This is a genomic window from Thermoleptolyngbya sp. PKUAC-SCTB121, assembly GCF_016919485.1.
Classification (GTDB): Bacteria; Cyanobacteriota; Cyanobacteriia; order Elainellales; family Elainellaceae; genus Thermoleptolyngbya; species Thermoleptolyngbya sichuanensis.
In genome coordinates this window covers 2,023,798-2,040,097 of sequence record NZ_CP070366.1, presented here as the reverse complement: position 1 = coordinate 2,040,097, position 16,300 = coordinate 2,023,798, and the positions used below count along the sequence as shown (strand labels likewise).

At 57.3% G+C, this 16,300-nt stretch carries 13 protein-coding genes and 1 pseudogene; 5 read left to right on the top strand and 9 right to left on the bottom strand.

From position 1 onward, the window contains the following. Positions 1-240: 240 nt before the first annotated feature. Complete coding sequence (locus JTM80_RS08560; RefSeq protein ID WP_172358474.1) at positions 241-1,041, top strand: creatininase family protein; 801 nt, start codon at positions 241-243, stop codon at positions 1,039-1,041. Positions 1,042-1,074: 33 nt separating this feature from the next. On the opposite strand, the gene JTM80_RS08555 is transcribed toward JTM80_RS08560, so the two are convergent. The 4 genes from JTM80_RS08555 to JTM80_RS08540 all read right to left on the bottom strand — a co-directional run bounded on the left by JTM80_RS08555 (position 1,075) and on the right by JTM80_RS08540 (position 5,963). Then, positions 1,075-1,716, bottom strand: coding sequence for a hypothetical protein (locus JTM80_RS08555; RefSeq protein WP_205370993.1), 642 nt, complete (start codon positions 1,714-1,716; stop codon positions 1,075-1,077). A gap of 85 nt (positions 1,717-1,801) precedes the next feature. Continuing rightward, on the bottom strand, positions 1,802-2,734 hold the full coding sequence (locus JTM80_RS08550) for a TIGR04168 family protein (protein WP_225906803.1): 933 nt from the start codon (positions 2,732-2,734) through the stop codon (positions 1,802-1,804). Between the two features lie 106 nt (positions 2,735-2,840). Beyond that, positions 2,841-5,102, bottom strand: a complete 2,262-nt coding sequence (locus JTM80_RS08545; protein ID WP_205370989.1) for a PBP1A family penicillin-binding protein — start codon at positions 5,100-5,102, stop codon at positions 2,841-2,843. A gap of 390 nt (positions 5,103-5,492) precedes the next feature. After that, positions 5,493-5,963, bottom strand: coding sequence for a hypothetical protein (locus JTM80_RS08540; protein ID WP_205370986.1), 471 nt, complete (start codon positions 5,961-5,963; stop codon positions 5,493-5,495). Positions 5,964-6,228: 265 nt separating this feature from the next. Here JTM80_RS08540 and thiD point away from each other — a divergent pair, with 265 nt between their 5' ends. Then, a complete protein-coding gene (gene thiD, locus JTM80_RS08535; protein WP_172358479.1) occupies positions 6,229-7,056 on the top strand; it encodes a bifunctional hydroxymethylpyrimidine kinase/phosphomethylpyrimidine kinase in 828 nt (275 codons plus the stop codon). Positions 7,057-7,263: 207 nt separating this feature from the next. Here the strand turns inward: thiD and JTM80_RS23585 are convergent. From JTM80_RS23585 to JTM80_RS08510, 5 genes and pseudogenes are all read right to left on the bottom strand, one after another. After that, positions 7,264-8,262: pseudogene (locus JTM80_RS23585) on the bottom strand (ATP-binding protein); the annotation flags it as partial. A 2,086-nt stretch (positions 8,263-10,348) separates the two neighbouring features. Next, a complete protein-coding gene (locus tag JTM80_RS08525; RefSeq protein WP_205370983.1) occupies positions 10,349-11,164 on the bottom strand; it encodes an MOSC domain-containing protein in 816 nt (271 codons plus the stop codon). Continuing rightward, on the bottom strand, positions 11,161-12,696 hold the full coding sequence (locus JTM80_RS08520; protein WP_205370982.1) for a cellulase family glycosylhydrolase: 1,536 nt from the start codon (positions 12,694-12,696) through the stop codon (positions 11,161-11,163). The genes JTM80_RS08525 and JTM80_RS08520 overlap by 4 nt, the downstream gene beginning before the upstream one ends. Before the next feature lie 266 nt (positions 12,697-12,962). After that, entirely contained in the window at positions 12,963-13,346 is a 384-nt protein-coding gene (locus tag JTM80_RS08515) for a hypothetical protein (protein ID WP_172358483.1), read from the bottom strand. Between the two features lie 209 nt (positions 13,347-13,555). Then, positions 13,556-14,452 (bottom strand): ABC transporter permease, encoded by an 897-nt coding sequence (locus JTM80_RS08510; protein WP_172358484.1) that lies wholly within the window; start codon positions 14,450-14,452, stop codon positions 13,556-13,558. A 305-nt stretch (positions 14,453-14,757) separates the two neighbouring features. Between JTM80_RS08510 and rpmI the strand changes: the two genes are divergently transcribed. The 3 genes from rpmI to JTM80_RS08495 all read left to right on the top strand — a co-directional run bounded on the left by rpmI (position 14,758) and on the right by JTM80_RS08495 (position 16,300). Then, entirely contained in the window at positions 14,758-14,955 is a 198-nt protein-coding gene (gene rpmI, locus JTM80_RS08505; protein ID WP_172358485.1) for a 50S ribosomal protein L35, read from the top strand. A gap of 203 nt (positions 14,956-15,158) precedes the next feature. After that, entirely contained in the window at positions 15,159-15,515 is a 357-nt protein-coding gene (gene rplT / locus JTM80_RS08500; protein ID WP_068510159.1) for a 50S ribosomal protein L20, read from the top strand. 68 nt (positions 15,516-15,583) lie between these two features. Continuing rightward, entirely contained in the window at positions 15,584-16,300 is a 717-nt protein-coding gene (locus tag JTM80_RS08495) for a transporter substrate-binding domain-containing protein (RefSeq protein WP_225906802.1), read from the top strand.

Below are 16,300 nucleotides of genomic sequence, written 5' to 3'. Positions count from 1 at the left end.
TAAAAAACTGGCTCTGAAAACCAACTCTGATCGGCGGCACTGATCCTGAAATCGCTTTTCCTAAAATCGCTTTTACACCATTCAATCGGGTTTGCCTGATTTCAGGCAAATGGGCGATCGCCCACCTGTGGATTCTCTGGGGCTTTTTCCTTCAGTACGTATCTTTTTATCCTAGACGGAATCTATTGACTCCTAATTCTGCAACTTGATTCTGCAACTTGACTCTGCAACTTGACTCCTATGCATAGCTACATTCCGCCAGACCGCTTTTTCCCATACCTCACCTGGACAGATATTCAGCAAATGCCCCATCCAGAGCAAGCGGTGATTTTGCAGCCAATTGGGGCGATCGAGCAGCACGGACCGCATTTGCCGCTAGTGGTGGATGCAGCGATCGCCACTGCCGTTGTGGGCAAGGCGCTTTCGCAACTGTCGCCCAGCATTCCAGCCTATGCACTGCCGACTCTCTATTATGGCAAGTCTAACGAACACTGGCACTTTCCGGGCACGATCACCCTCAGCGCCCAAACGCTGATTGCCGTGCTGACGGAGGTCGGCGAGAGTGTGTATCGGGCAGGCTTCCGTAAATGGGCGATCGTCAATGCCCACGGCGGGCAGCCCCAGGTCATCGAGATCGTGGCGCGGGATCTACACCAGAAGTATGGCGACTTTTGGGTGTTTCCCCTGTTTGTCTGGCGGGTGCCTAATGTTGCGCCCGACCTGCTCACGCCCAAGGAGTTGGAATACGGCATTCACGCGGGCGATGCCGAAACCAGCCTGCTGCTGTCGCTGTTGCCTGACCAGGTGCAGCTTGACCGGGCGGTGCCGGAATACCCTGCCAATTTACCCCAAAACAGCCTGCTGAGCATGGAGGGCGACCTCCCCTTTTCTTGGGTCACTCGCGACCTCAGCCAGAGCGGCACCCTCGGCGACCCCACCGCTGCGACGCGGGAAAAGGGCGATCGCATCCTGGAATCTCTGGTGCAAAGTTGGACACGGGTCATTGAGGATTTGTACCAGTTTCAGCCGCCGCGGGCGTGATGGGACAACAGCGCAACCGGTCTCCCACTGATCTCACGCCTTCACGCCCTCTTTCCCCTTGTCCCCACACCAATCCCCACACACCCCACCCGCTGGCCCGCTGGGATGCAGACCGCAGCAGAGCCAGTGGATGCCTGTGCTGCCCTCGTAGGCATAGCCGTGGTAGTGGATGCAGCCTTCGCAGGCGGGTGGACGGGGGCGGGGGCGCAGGAGATCTTGACTCTGGGCGGTGGCTTCGTGATTTGCCTGGAGAAAGATCTGGTAGAGCGGATTGGTGCGATAGGCGGGGTCTTCGGAGACGTACCAAGTAACGAGCAGGTGATGATCGGGGGCGATCGCCTGGCCCCAGGCCACCACGGGCACCTCTAGCTGCACCAAAATGCCGCCCGCGAAGTCGGGATTGGGGTCTGGCAGTTGCGATAGCACTGAACCACGCACCGGAAACGCGCCTTCTAGCACCAGTCCAATCGCCGGGGCGATCGCCGCTTTTGCGCCATCTGCACTGGCAAACCGCACCATCACCCGACCGCGATAGCGATTTTGATGCGCCTGGTGCTGAATCCAGCGATCGCCCACCTGTATCTCGATTTGGCGATCGATCGATTGAACCTGGGCAAGGCCGCTGCGGCTAAAGCGCCAGATTTGGTCGGTGGGGATGGGCTGAGCGCGAGACATAGAGGTTTAGAAATCAGGGTTCAGGAGTCCAGTTTCAGGGCTGAAATCTTTCTCTTGAGGGGCCAGGTGAGCGGGGTTTGGGCCGTCAGGCGATCGCCTCCGATTCTTCTCGTTCTTCAATGGCAGGGGCGTTTTGCTGATAAAACACCTGCTTAGAATGAATCGCGCAGTCCTGATTGAGCCAAACTAGCGAGGTCTGGAAGACTTCGCCGCGCCGCAGCGTAACCAGCGAAAAGTTTCGCAGGCAATCCTCTTCTGTAGACACGATCCGGGGCACGCAGGCGGCATTCAGGTAGACCGTGCCAGCCGGGTCAACATGCAGCGGGCGGCGAAGCTGGGTTTTGGTGTGGCGCAGGGAGTGGTGCATGTGCCCAAAGGCGACCAAGGGAACGGACTTGCCGAGGGTGCGGGTGTGGGCGATCGCCGCTGCCAGATCCGGATCACCGTGGTCGCCGCCGATGGGTTTCCAGTCTTTGCCGCAGGGATCTTCTGGGGCGCTGCCCAATCCCAGAGGGCCACAGTGACCAATGAACAGAATGGTGTCATGGGCCGCAGCCTGCGCCGCAGCAACAATGCGCTCGGTAGATTCCTGGAAACTGCGAACCCCGTAGCGGCTGGCATAGAAATCTTCATTTTTCCACTGGGAACCGCCCCAGCTAAAGGGTCGCCCGCCGACGACCGATAGCCCCAGCCCAGGAAAGTCCAAATAGCCGTAGCCCACATGGGTTTCGCCCAGCAGGTCTAGCTGCTGCTGCACGCGGTCTTCTACCTTAGGATCGTAGGGGCACTTGCTGCGGCCCCAGTCGGTGGCGGTGTACCAGGCATCGTGGTTGCCGAGGATGACGGCTTTGGGAATCGACATCGCGGCGATCGCCCGCACAATGCCCACCGCCTCGTTGCCAAAATCCCCCACCAGCAGCACCAGATCCACCCCCAGCCGCCGCAGCGCCCGCTCGTCCTGCGCGTCCCACTGGTCATGCACATCTCCCACCACGGCGATCGTGAGCGTCTCAGGCATTCCCGATGCGCTCCCCTGCCCTTGCTCTGTCATAGCTGCGTCCTCGCTGGTCTCCATTACCAGGATATCCAGCTTTTTGCCCCCAGCAGGCGGCCTCGACTCCTGCCTATCGAATAATCCGCCCCATGTAGTCGCCCCAAAGCTGGGCGGCCTGGCTGCTGCTGCCCCCGGTGGGCGAGTTGTCGTCGTTGCCAAACCAAATTCCGGTGGCGATCTGGCGGCTGGGCACATAGCCCACAAACCAGAGGTCGCGGTTGTCGTTATTCGTGCCCGTTTTCCCCGCTTCGCCCAGTCCCAGATAGGCCGCACGACCCGTGCCGTTGGACACCACGCCTTGCAGCAGGTCGGTCATGGTGCGAGCAATGTCGGCAGGCAGCACGGCTGTATTCGCCTGGGGCGTTTTGCTAGCGTCGTAAATCACGCGGCAGCTTTGCACATCGTTGGGATCAGCGCAATCGCTGCTGTCGAGGATGCGCTGCACCGCATGGGGGCGATTGCGAACGCCCTGATTCGCCAGCACAGCGTAGGCCCCAGTTAGCTCCAGGAGCGTCACTTCGCTCTGCCCCAGCACCAGGCCAGGCACAGGGTTCAGCGGCGAGGTGATGCCCATGCGGCGGGCCGTCTCCACGATGTTATTCAGTCCGGCCTCGCGCCCCACCCGCAGCGCGATCACATTTTCCGACAGCGCCATGCCCGTATACATGTCCGCACTGCCGCTGCTGGTGCGTTCGCAGCCGCGAAAGGATTGCCCCTGCCAGGTCATCGGTTCGCAAGAAAAGGCGGTGTAGGGCGAAATGCCTTGCTCCAGGGCGGCGGTATAGGCGAAGGCTTTGAAGGTAGACCCTGGCTGTCGTAGCGCCTGGGTGGCTCGGTTGAACTGGCTCTCTTGAAAGTCTACACCGCCCACCAGCGCCAGCACTTCGCCCGTGCGGCTGTCCAGCGTAACCAGTGCGCCCTGAGAAAAGCCGGAGCCTGCGCCAACGGATTCGACCGTGCTGCGGAGGAGCCGTTCGGCTTCGCGCTGATAGCCCGGATCGAGGCTGCTTTCGACCACAAAGTTGCCCTCCTGGGCCAACTGGCTGCCGAGGAGTTCCTCTAGCTCGCTGAAGACATAGCTAGTAAAGTAGGGGGCGATGCTGCTGCGAAGTTCTTCCAGGGTTTCGGGGTTGATTTCGATGCGCGATCGCCGGGCCCGTTCTGCCTCTTCTAGGCTGATTTTGCCTTGGGCGGCCATGCGGTTGATGACGCGATCGCGCAATTGCACCGCCGTTTCATAGTCCTGCACTGGGTTAAAGCTGTTTGGCGCGGGCAAGATCCCCACCAGCGTCGCCGCTTCCGAAAGCGTCAGTTCCTTGGCAGGCTTACCAAAGTAATACTGTGAGGCATCTTCAAAGCCGTAGGTGCCGTTGCCGAGATAGACCCGGTTGAGATATTCCAGTATCAAAAAGTCTTTGCTGTAGAACGTCTCCAGCTTGAGGGCGACGACGGCTTCCCGCAGCTTGCGTCCAGCGGAATCGGACGTGCCGACGTAATCCCGAAAGATATTGCGGGCAAGCTGCTGGGTGAGGGTGCTGCCGCCTTCGCGGATGCCGCCGCCGAGGATGTTGGTGACCAGGGCCCGCAGGATGCCGATTGGGTCGATGCCCAGATGCCAGTAATAGCGGCTATCTTCGGAGGCAATGAGCGCGTCGGGCAGATAGCGTGAAAAATCGGAGAGGCGATCGCCCGTCGTGTGGGCGCGGGCGCGAGTCGGCGTGAGCGGTGTTACCCCATCGCGAGCCATCACCATGACTGGCCCCTGCACCGAGGCAGGCAATGGACGCACCGAAAACTTCTGCCACTCCAGCCCAATCCACAGCGCCGTCAGCGCCGTTAGCCCTGTAAAGCCATACATGCCGTAGCGGGCTGCTTTGACGTAGACAGGCGGCGGATCGACATACTGAATCCGCACCGCAGAGGCTAGATCTGGCGGCCCCAGCGTAAACACGTCGCCATGCCGTAGGGGTATCTTCGTCAGCCGTCGCTTGCCCCGATAGATGCCGTTGGTGGAGTTTTCATCCTTCAGCACGAAGGCATATTTGCCCCGGCGGCTGTCGCGGGTCAGGGACAGGTGCATCTGGCTGACGACCGGGTTTCGCACCACTATGTCGCAAGAACGAGAACTGCGCCCCAGCAGGTAGCGATCGCCCAGCAGAGGATAGGTCTCAGGATTAGGGCTGCCGCTCTCTGGGTCTTGCACCCACAGTTCCGGCACTCGCGCATTGGGCTTCAGCTTCAGCCGAGAAAAATTCACCCTAGCTTGCTGCACTGCCCGCGTAATCGTCGTGAGCAGGGTCTTGGGTGGTGTGGGCGGCGGCGATTGAGTCACGTTGACGTTCCTGACAGAGCAACGCAGTTATAAAAGGATGAGCGGGAGAAAGGCGAACTCCGGAGAACCTTGAAAGACTAGCTTGAAAGACTAGAGAAAAACCAAGGCGAATTGAGTCAAAAGCAAAAATCGAAACTCAGGATATGCCCGCCGATGAAGCCGCAAATCAGCCCCAAATAGCCCCATAGCCCTACTTTTTTGATCTCTGATGGCTGCTTCCGGGCTTCAAACTGGTCGCAAGATCCCTTGTAGATAACATAGCGAATCTTAGAGATTCCAGAAATTTTTGGCCGCAGTTTTGATTGGCGTGCAGTTTAGCGGGATGATTGGGGCAATCGCCCTTCGTCCGCCCAATCCAAACCCGACCCGTTCAGCCAAGTCCGGCAAATCTCAGGCAGAGAGCTTTGCTCGAAAGGTCAGCGTGATGCCGCCGCTAGTACCCAGCCGTCCACCCGTGCCCAGCAGGTTCACCTGGCCCTCGCCACTCACCTCCACCGACAGCACAATTTCCTCTAGCTCCATGCCTGCCACCTCTGTTGCGCTCTGGCGGGCCCGACTCAGCACGCGCCCCATACGCGACAAGAAGCTCGACATATTTTGCTCCAGCGCGTCTGTGGAAACGGGCGTGCGCTGAGTGCGTCCTGCAAAACCAGGTTCGCCAAAGGGATTGTTGCCCCAGCCGCCGCGCTGCCCGTCGGTTTGGATATTAGGCGAGGCAGGCGCTTCTGTGACCACCCAGATGACATCGGGGTCGGCGTGGAGCGGCATGGCGCTGTCTAGAGAAGCGTCTGAAGGGGATCGGTCTGAGGGGGAACGGTCTGAGGCGCGGTGAGCAGAAGGATCAGTAAAGTCCGCAGGCATAGGGCTTAACACTCGATTTCCCCCATTTTATGAGGGATCTTTTTATGAGGGATCTTGAGCAGGCGGCTGGGTCGATAAATTTGCAATCTGCTGTGTAAACCAGGCAGCAGCGCAGGTGTTGGTTCGATACTGATCTATCGCAGGGTGCGGGAGAGAATGAGATGATGGGATGAGGCGAGAAAGTCGCGGGGCAGTGAGGTAACAGAGGCTGCCCCAGCAATTTGCTCCTACAGTTCCTCCCAATCGTCTTCGACTTACGTCTCGAATGTCTACAGTCCCCGATCTCTCCATCCCCATTGCCCTGACGATTGCTGGCTCAGACAGCGGGGGCGGCGCAGGAATTCAGGCTGATTTACGAACCTTCGCGTTCCACCAAGTCCACGGCACCAGCGCCTTGACCTGCATCACGGCCCAAAATACGCAGGGCGTGACGCGGGTGGACGCGCTGCCTCCGGAGGCTGTGGTCGCCCAAATTGCCGCAGTAGCGGGGGATATTGGTGTACAGGCTGTGAAAACGGGGATGCTGCTGAACCGCGAGATCATTGCCGCCGTAGCGCAGCAAGCCGAAGAGTTGCCATTGCCGAATCTGGTGGTCGATCCGGTGATGGTGTCTCGCACGGGGGCGCAGTTGATTGCCGACGAGGCGATCGCCCTTCTTTGCACCGACCTCTTGCCCAAAGCCCGCCTGACCACGCCCAACCGCTACGAAGCGCAAATTCTGGCCGACCTGGAAATTCACACGCTGGACGATATGAAGCAGGCCGCCGAGCGCATCTTGCAAACGCACCAGCCCGGTGCAGTGCTGGTCAAGGGCGGCGGCATGACGGGCGAGTTGCGCGGTGTGGATGTGTTTGCCGACGGGACGCAGTTGGCGGTGCTGCAAACCCAGACCGTCCACACCACCGACACCCACGGTACAGGCTGCACCCTATCGGCGGCGATCGCCGCAAATCTTGCCCTCGGTCGTGACCTGTTTTCTGCTGTGCAGCACGCAAAGGATTATGTCACCCATGCGCTCCAGCACTCCCTCCGCATCGGGCACGGGCAGGGGCCTGTCGGGCATTTTTACTCCCTGTTGTCGTCGGGTAGGTAATTTGGCATATAGACCCAGGAATTCATCCTATAGACGCAGGAAATCATGCAGGCGCAAGCATTATTGAGCAGCCGCCATTCTTCCCTATCCTGCCACTGGCTCGGCTTGCAGCATCCCTGCTGAGCCGTTCGGTTCAGGGCTTTGCTGAGAACGGGGAATGCGAATCACAAAGCGAGTGCCTTCCCCCGGAGTCGAGAAGCATTCCAGTGCGCCCCGGTGCTTTCCGGTAATGATCTGATAGCTAATCGATAGGCCCATCCCAGTTCCTTTGCCCACAGGCTTGGTCGTAAAAAACGGATCAAAAATCTGGCGCTGAACCTCCTGAGGAATGCCGTCGCCATTATCGGCGATCGCAATTTCCACCCAGTCAGCATCGACCAGCGCCGTAGAAACCTCAATACGGCTAGGATCTTGCTGTATTTCTTCCTTTGTCCGGTCTGCATCCTTGGCTTCTAGAGCATCAATGGCGTTCGCCAAAATATTCATTAAGACCTGATTCAAGGAACCTGGATAGCATTCCACATCTGGCAAGTCGGCATAATGCTTGATCACCTGGATGGCGGGTCGATTTCCCTTTGCCTTGAGGCGATGCTCCAAAATCAACAGCGTGCTGTCAATGCCCTCATGGATATCCACCGTTTTGAACTCTGCTTCGTCCATGCGGGCAAAATTCCGCAAAGACAGGACAATCTGCCGAATCCGGTCTGTCCCAACCCGCAAAGAGGCCAGCAGGTTGGGCAAATCCTGCTGCAAAAATTCCAGGTCGATTGCGTCGGAGGTTTCTTGAATTTCGCGGGGTGGCGTGGGGTAGTGACGCTGGTAAAGCTGAACTAGGTTCAGCAGGTCGCTAACCGATTCTTTGAGCGGCGACAGGTTGCCGTGGATAAAATTCACCGGATTATTGATCTCATGGGCCACGCCAGCCACCAACTGCCCTAGGCTAGACATCTTTTCGCTTTGCACCACCTGTGCCTGGGTTTGCTCCAGTTCGGCCAGCGTTTGCTGAAGCGCTGCGGTGCGCTCCTCTACCCGATTTTCAAGATCAGCGTTAATGCACTCTAGTTCCGCATTAGCATGTTCTAAATGACCAACTAGAGAAGCAATCTGCGTGGTCATGTAGTTAAACGACTCACCCAGCGCGGTGAACTCTTGAATCGAAATCGAGCTGGTGGCATCGACTTGGTGGGAGAGATCGCCTCTCGCCATGCGCTGGCTAGCCTGACTGAGGCAGTCAATAGGGCGAGCAATCCAGCGAGAAGTTAATAGCCCCATTATCAATGAAATGAACAGTACAACGGTGCATATAAAAATGTTGCGTTGAGTTTCGGCATTGATTTCTGCCATAAAGTCAGACTTTGGCAGGACGATCACCATCAGCCAATCTAGCCCGTGGGCATTGCTCCAGGGTCTGACGTAGACAAACTGGCGCTGGTTGTCAACAACTTCAATTTGAGTTGCTGAACGGATGGCATATAGATTGCCAAGCTGTGACTGGATGGCCTGGCTCACTGCCCGAATCTTCGGATCTGGACTGCTTAGGCTATTGATGCGCCGTGGTGGCTGACTACCGTTAGTTAATAAGATGGGAGCCTGGCTAGAACTTCCAATTAGCAGACCGTTTCGCTCTACGACGAAGATTTGGCCCGATGGACTGGCCTTGATGCTTCCAAGGAATTCGCTGATTCCCGCTAAGTCTAGATCGATGTGAGCGACTCCCAGCAAGTTGCGGCTGTCATCATATACAGGCGCGCTTAAACTCATAGCAGGATAATGGTTTTTCTCATGAGCTTGAGAACTGACCCTTTGATCAAAGGCTTGGTTAGCTTCATCGTCAAGAGATTGGTCGGCGGTAGCGTCCAGAGGGAGGGGATGATCGTCTGCATAATCGATGCCGCTCCAGACGGGCTTTCCGGCAGCGATCGCCTCTAAATACCAAGACTTGCGTAACGGGTTAAATTGCATCTGCTGCAATTGCATAGCGCGGTTGCCCTGAAGATCTACTGTGTAGAAAGCCGCGGTTCCTTGGGGGCTGTTTTCATAGAGCAGCAATGCCTGCCCAGAGCGCCTCACGCCAATCTCGCTACCATCGAGACGGGCAAAACCGGTGTAGAGAATCGAGGGAAACGTCTTTGCCTGTCGCCAAAAGTAGCGCCCGCTAGCAGCAGGGTCGTCTAGCCGAACCTCACCGTTGGCGATCGCCCGTGCGTTAATCTGCATCAACCGCATCGGTGTAGAGAGGTACCTGCTGAGCTGAGCATCGACATTCTGACTAACTTGGTTTGCAACCTGCGCTACCAAGTTGCTGACCGTCTGTTGCTCATTTCTAAGCGCAATGTAGCCGATGAGCACAGCAGCGCCACAAGTTTGCAGCACAAAGGGCAAGACTAGCACGAGCTTTAGGGGAATCCCTTGACGGCGGCCTTGGCCAGCAATCGAGAACTTTGACAAGCGTGTGGGCATAGTGGAGGTTTGATGCTGTGAGGGTTTAGCCTAGATGTGAGATTTCATTGAGCGCCAGTGAGCGCCAGTGAGCGCCAGTGAGCGCCAAAGTTTCTGCCAAAATCTTGCCAAAATTCTTTTGAAGTTGCTGTAAGGGTTTAGCCTGGATACCGCATTTTTTGAAGCTAGTGAGGAGGGATGAGATGGGACAAAAAGCCCTTGTCTTTTCGAGCTAGCACATGCCTCGCCTTGCAAGAAAATGCTGTACGAGATTCCACGTTTAGTAATCAAGCGCAGTGATGAGACTGGGCAGAGCGGAAACCTAGATTCAGCATTTGATTTAGCAACATTTGCTCATTCTCGCTCGTGAGCAGTGCCAAACACGCTCGGAATGTGTGCAACATATACTTTCTTCAACATGCTTGGCTGATTGACTAGTCTTTTTCCTTTATCCCTAAGTTTCTTCTCCCAGCAGGGGAAAAGAACTCTAGACTGAGAGCCGGGGTACAAAGTCCCTCGCCCCGCCCCCGTCGTAGTAGGACGGGAGCAGAGGAACCGGGATAGAGCTTGGGGTAGGGAAGTTCAGAGGAAATCTCAGATGTGATCAATCAGTCAAGCATTACACCTCAACTCATTACACCTTTCTTTTTGCCATGCCTTAATTACAGACTGACTACAGAAACATCGCTGGACATACCTCAACTAGGATGCCCTCGATCATCTAGAGACTATCTTCTGATACTGATGATGCAGTTGACATGGATGATGCAGTACCTTGTCTGATGCAGAACTTTGGAAAATAGCCGCTAGCGCAGGGCAAGCAGCCATTGATGCGGGTCACTGATGCAGGTCACTATCCGAGTGAAACCAGATCTCCAGTGAAGACAGCGCCCCCGGTGTGAGGCTCCGCAAGTCGGGTGTTGACAGTCAGCCGATAGAAATGGTTGAAGCGCGATCGCTCGGCCCAGGCTGGCAGCGTTTCTTGCCGCTTTGCCACAAAGATTTTTTGAAAGCCGGGATCGGCAATGCCTGTTTTGGAGTTGCGCGTGGGCACTACGCAGCGCTGGCACGGGTTTACCCCCAGCAGCCGGATGCTGCCAATCTGAAACGCGACAGCCTGATCGGCCTGGGCAAAGAGCCGATCTTCCCAAAAGGCGGGCACACCTGCAATTTCAAGATTGGTGCGGAAGCGGGCGCGAACTTCCTCTACGGTTAGGGCGGGGGTTAAGGCGGGATACCAGGTGGCGATCGCCTCCAGCGTGGCCATGCTAACAATCGTTGGGCCCGGCGACTGCGTATCGTCTGGAAAACCCATCTCCAGGTTTTGGCGGAGGTAAACCGGAAAGCCAAAGTATTCACTCAGCCATGCTTCTAAATCTTCCTGCTCTGGTTCAAGCGGGAAGGTGCTGGACGAGATATTTCCGTTCGAGGCTGTATCCGAGTTTCGGAACGAAACCGTGTTCGCAGCAAGGTCAAACTCGGCCCGGAGAGCGTGTATTTTTGCGTGTCGCTTGCCGTTCACAAACTGTCCCGCTTGGTCGAACAGGGCAAACTGGCGATCGCCCTTCAACGCGCCACTCCTCAGCACCTCCGCAGACTGAATGCCCACGCCATCCAGGGACTTAATCGGATAGATGAAAATTTGCGAAACGTGGGGAACTGTCGTCATCCTGTTCCGGTGTAGCTGAAGTAGCTGGCTCCCAAATTGAGCCGTTGCGTTCCCTCCACAATAGCAATTAACTCGTCCTGGCGATCCAGCGCACCGTTGCCGTTGGTGTCCAAAAAGATGCCCGTGCCCCGAAAGCGGCGAATCGGCGACGCGCCCAGCAGATATTGGCTACGGTTGCCGTGGAGTTGGATCGTATCTTCGCCAGGTTTGAAATCTTTGAGCAGGGCGTAGTCCCTCAGTCCTGGCTGGTCGGGCTTGCCGTCGTCATAAAACGCCATCGTGGCATCGCCTAGCCAAAAGCGATCGCGCCCGGTTCCGCCAATCAGCACGTCCACGCTGTTGCGCCCGGTGCTGTCGCCTACGCCGTTCAGGATATCGTTGCCGCCGCGCCCGTCCAGTCGATTGCTGCGGAAGTCGCCCACCAGCACGTTGCCCAATCGAGTGCCCAGCAGCACGTCGGTTTTTGCCAGACGAGGCGGCAGCCGCAAGCTCAAGGCTCTGACGATTTCTCGATCGAGAATCGGCTGGTTGCCCTGCCATTCCGCAAAGCCAAAGTTGCTGTCTACGTAGCCCCAGGAGGCCCAGCCGATGCCAAATTCCTCCAGCACGGTGCGCGTGTCTCGCAGCCAGCGTGTGCGATCCAGGGCAGACACGTTGGCGGCGTATACGCCAAACTCGGTGCAAATCAGCGTCACGCCGTTCTGCCGGGCCCACTGCGCGGCTTCGCCAATGCGCGATCGCAGTTTGTGAATATCCCACTGCTGTTGCCCATAGTCCAAAATCGCCGCCCGCGCTACCGGGTCGCCGACCTGCTGTGCTAGGAATTGCACGGTATTGGGGCTGGCGGGATAGGGGACATTCCGCAGTCTGCTCTCAAAGGCATCGCCAATCCACGATGCACCCTGATGCGTGAAGATAAATGGCTCGTAGAAGTGGAAGTCGTAAATGACGTTTGGGTCGGGCAGCGGCTGCAACTGCACCAGCGTCGAGATATTTTGCCAGAAGGCGCTGACGGCAATCAGCGTGTGCTGGGGGGCGACCTCGCGGATGCTGCGAAAGAGGGCCTGCTGAATCAGCTCCCAGGCTTTGGGATCGCTGCGAAAGACGGGTTCGTTCATCGGCTGGATGAACGTCAGGTCAGGATTCGTCGTCTTGTGTAGATGGGCGGCGAGCGATCGCCAAAATGCCGTAAACATCCGCCGAAATTGCGGATTTTCTAAACTGGCGGAGTAATTATTCTGGCTGCCGTCGATCAGCGGCGTGCTGTGCAAATCGACCACTACGCCGAGCTTTTGCGCCTGCGCCTGGGCGATCGCCCGATTCAGCCGGATGAGAGCCTGAGGATTGAGCCGATTGGGTGCGGTGTCGCTATACAGCACCGAAAAGTCGATGGGAATCCGCACGTAGGTGATACCCATCCGCCTCATTAGGGCGAAGTCGCGCTTGCCATAGGGATTGGGGTTCGCTCGATCGGGATACCAGAACCAGTTGGCCAGGTTGACTCCCCGTGCCAGCACGTCAGTGCGAGCCATAGCAGGATTCCGCAGCAGGATTCATATAGAAGGCGATAAACGGCGAGGTTGGAATGCCAGAGAATACGCAAATTACCCACACACGGCTGTATCAAAGCTATGTCCGTGCGTCAGGATAGTTTCATGTTCTCAGTTTTCTTTTCGCCCAAAAGCCTGTCGGACTCGCCCCTACAGAACTTTCACACGCGATTGACCTGCTATGAAGCTTCTGTGACTGGAGTTGGGAAACTAGCGAATGGGATGCTCAGCCAGGGCACACGCCGCAGCTAAGGAACTGGCGTTTCGGCGGCAGCGGGCGCAGGAGGCAAAGCGTCTGGCTGGGCTTGTTGCTGCTGCTGTTCTAAAATAGCTCGCTGGCGTGCCCGAAATTGCTCAGCGGCGGAGTTGATATTTTGCTGCTGCTGACGACGAAACTCCTCTGGAGAGCGAATCGAGCCGTAGTTAAGCTGATGAATCAGGTCGTGAATACCGCTCATCGGATTGTCGTTGCGGTCTGAAAAGAGATCTCGGCTTTCAGTCTGCGACGGCGTGACAAGATCGCCAGCAGTGGATTGAGCAGACGCAAGACTCGTGCCCAGTGCCACCACAACGGCTGCGCTAGCGGTTCCCAAGGCGGCTTGCCAGATTAAGCGGGTGACGAATGAATTCATGACTTGCTACTCCAGATTTCACACCTGCGGGTGATAGGTCTTCGTTCGATGGTTTCTTTCAATGGTTTCGGATGCGTCTCTAGAACCAAACCTTCAAGAACTGAATACTTCAGACGCAACACCTGGCGAAAATGCTCCCTGGCATCATAACAAACCCTAACCGGAATTAACGTAACCAGGATCAACAGTATCGCTGAACCTCATCCTGCTCAGGCAAAGCTGCGGCTGAGGAGCGATCGCACGCCCAGCAACGCCACCACGCCAAAGCCCGCCAGCACTAGCAGCGCTCCGCCCATCGTCACATCGCCAAACGGCGCATTCATCACCACGCTGCCCAGCGACCAGTCCGCGTGGTTATACACGTAGCGAATGGGTTCGATAGCGTAGCTCAGCGGGTTTAGCGAAGCCACCCACTGCAACCAGCGCGGCATAAAGCTGAGCGGCGCGAGGGCCGTGCTGGCAAACAGCAGCGGCAGATTGGTTACAAAGATTACAGCAATTAGTTCAATATGCCCCGGTAGCGCAAAGGCCAACCCCAGGCTAATTGCCGTCACCGCCACCACCAGCAGCAGGATAATCGCCGCCACCAGCGCCAGCCCGCCCACACCAGGGAAGCCCGCGCCCAGAAACGCGCTCATGGCGATAATCACTGCCGTTTGCAGTACGCTCAGCGTGGTGATGAAGATGGCGGAGGCCGCCACAATGGAAAACCGCGACACCAGCGGAGCCACCAGCAGCCGATTCAAAAAGCCAAACTCCCGGTCGAACATGACGGGCAAGCCCGCATTCAGCGCTCCCCCAAAGGCAGTAAACACCATCACGCCTGCACCAAGGAACTGCCCATAGTTTGCGCTACCGCCAAACAGACCCGGCGGCACGTTTTGAAACAGCGCCCCAAACAGCACCAGCCACATGACGGGCTGAATCAATCCGGCGATTAGCGTCGTGGGGCGGCGCTGGAGCTGGATAAACAGGCGCTTGGTCAATGCGGTCGTTTCTTGCAGAAAGTCGCTGAGCGGGGAAGAGGCAGGGGCGATCGCCGCTGCACCTCCATTCGGGCGCAACCTCTCCAGATTGGGCTGGGGCGGGGTAACAGTCTGGCTCATGGGATTCACACAATCGCGACTGGAAGAGTTGGGTATGAAGCTACGAACTGCCGTATGACACCCTTATTTAGACTTTAAACTTAGATGTCCTAGTGTAAGTCCTAGTAAATAGCGTAGCGTATCGCGGAATTTCGGTTCTGGGAAACGAGACTTTGCGGCGTTTGAACCATTGCAGGATCGTAGACGATGCTTGAAGCGCAATGCTTGAAGCAATGTGTTTTGGATCGAAACACGCTCAAAAATTGCGAGTGGGTGGCTTCGCCGTGTAGAATTGTAGACTGTGTGAAATTTATGGCAGGACGACCATGCCCAAGCTAAAAACTCGGAAAGCGGCTGCTAAGCGCTTTGAGCGCACTGGCAGCGGCAAGATCCGCCGCCGCAAGGCCTATCGCAATCACCTGTTGCAGCACAAGACCGCAACCCGCAAGCGCCGCCTAGGTCAAAAGGCCGACGTGCATGAGCGCGACGCAGAAAATGTGGAACTGATGCTGCCTTATCTCTAAGGAATGGAACGCCAGGGAATAGAAAGGATGGAGGGTAAATTGGGCGATCGCCCAACTTTGCAAATCTCCTGAGACTCACTATTCTTGGGCTTCTTTTCACCTGGGCTTCTTTTCAAAGGGTTGGGCGCATGGCCTGGAATCACCTACCGCCTGCGGCTGCCCAATGACCGACTCAACTTTTAACCAAGTGTAGGGACTGAATTATGACTCGTGTAAAGCGCGGAAACGTGGCGCGGAAGCGCCGGAAGAAGATTTTGAAGCTGGCGAAGGGCTTTCGGGGGTCACACTCCACCCTGTTTCGCACTGCAAACCAACAGGTGATGAAGGCACTGCGGAACGCCTACCGCGATCGCCGCAAGCGGAAGCGCGATTTTCGCCGCCTCTGGATCACCCGCATCAACGCCGCCGCCCGTCAGCACGGCATGAGCTATAGCCAGCTCATCGGCAGCCTGCACAAAGCCAACATCGAAATCAACCGCAAGATGCTGGCGCAGATGGCGATTCTCGATCCGGCGGGCTTTGGCAAGGTCATCGAAGTGGCAAGCAAAGCAAAGGGTTAGGTAAGCGCTTGATCAAGCTGCGAGTTGCGAGTTTGATCTTAGGAATTTGGGCGGGGGTGCAGTGTGCTGTGCCCCCGTTCGCTCATGGGGCGGATCTGGACACGATTCGGCGGCGCGGCTACTTAATTGTGGCGGTGAAGGACAACCTGCCGCCGCTGGGCTTTCAGGACCCGTCAGGCACGCTGCAAGGGCTGGAAATTGACCTAGCGCGACAGCTTGCAACGGAGTTGCTGGGCCGTCCCGACGCGGTGGAACTGCGCCCTGTGGCAAATCAAGAGCGAGTGGCGGCGCTGCTGGCAGATGACGTGGATCTGGTCATCGCCCGCATGACGCTGACGGCCTCGCGGGCACGGCTGGTGGACTTCAGCGAGATCTATTATCTGGATGGAACCGCGCTGATCACCCGCGACAGCACGATTCAGCGCATGGCCCACCTGCGCCGTCGGGCGATCGCCGTTCTTGCCCATTCCAGCACGATTGCCGTCGTGCGATCGCGCTTGCCCCAGGCACAGTTGGTCGGCGTAGGTTCCTATCACGAGGCGCTGACGCTGATGGAAGCTAACCAAGTCGCCGCCTTCGCCGCCGATGCCAGCGTTCTGATTGGCTGGGCCCAGGGCAACCCCAATTACCAGGTCTTACCAGAGCGGCTGTCGGGGGAACCGCTGGCGATCGCCATGCCGAGAGGACACCGCTATCAAAGCCTGCGGCAGCGGGTGAATCAGACCGTCCTGCGGCTTAGGGAAACGGGCTGGCTGGGCGATCGCATTCGGTTTTGGGGCCTGTAG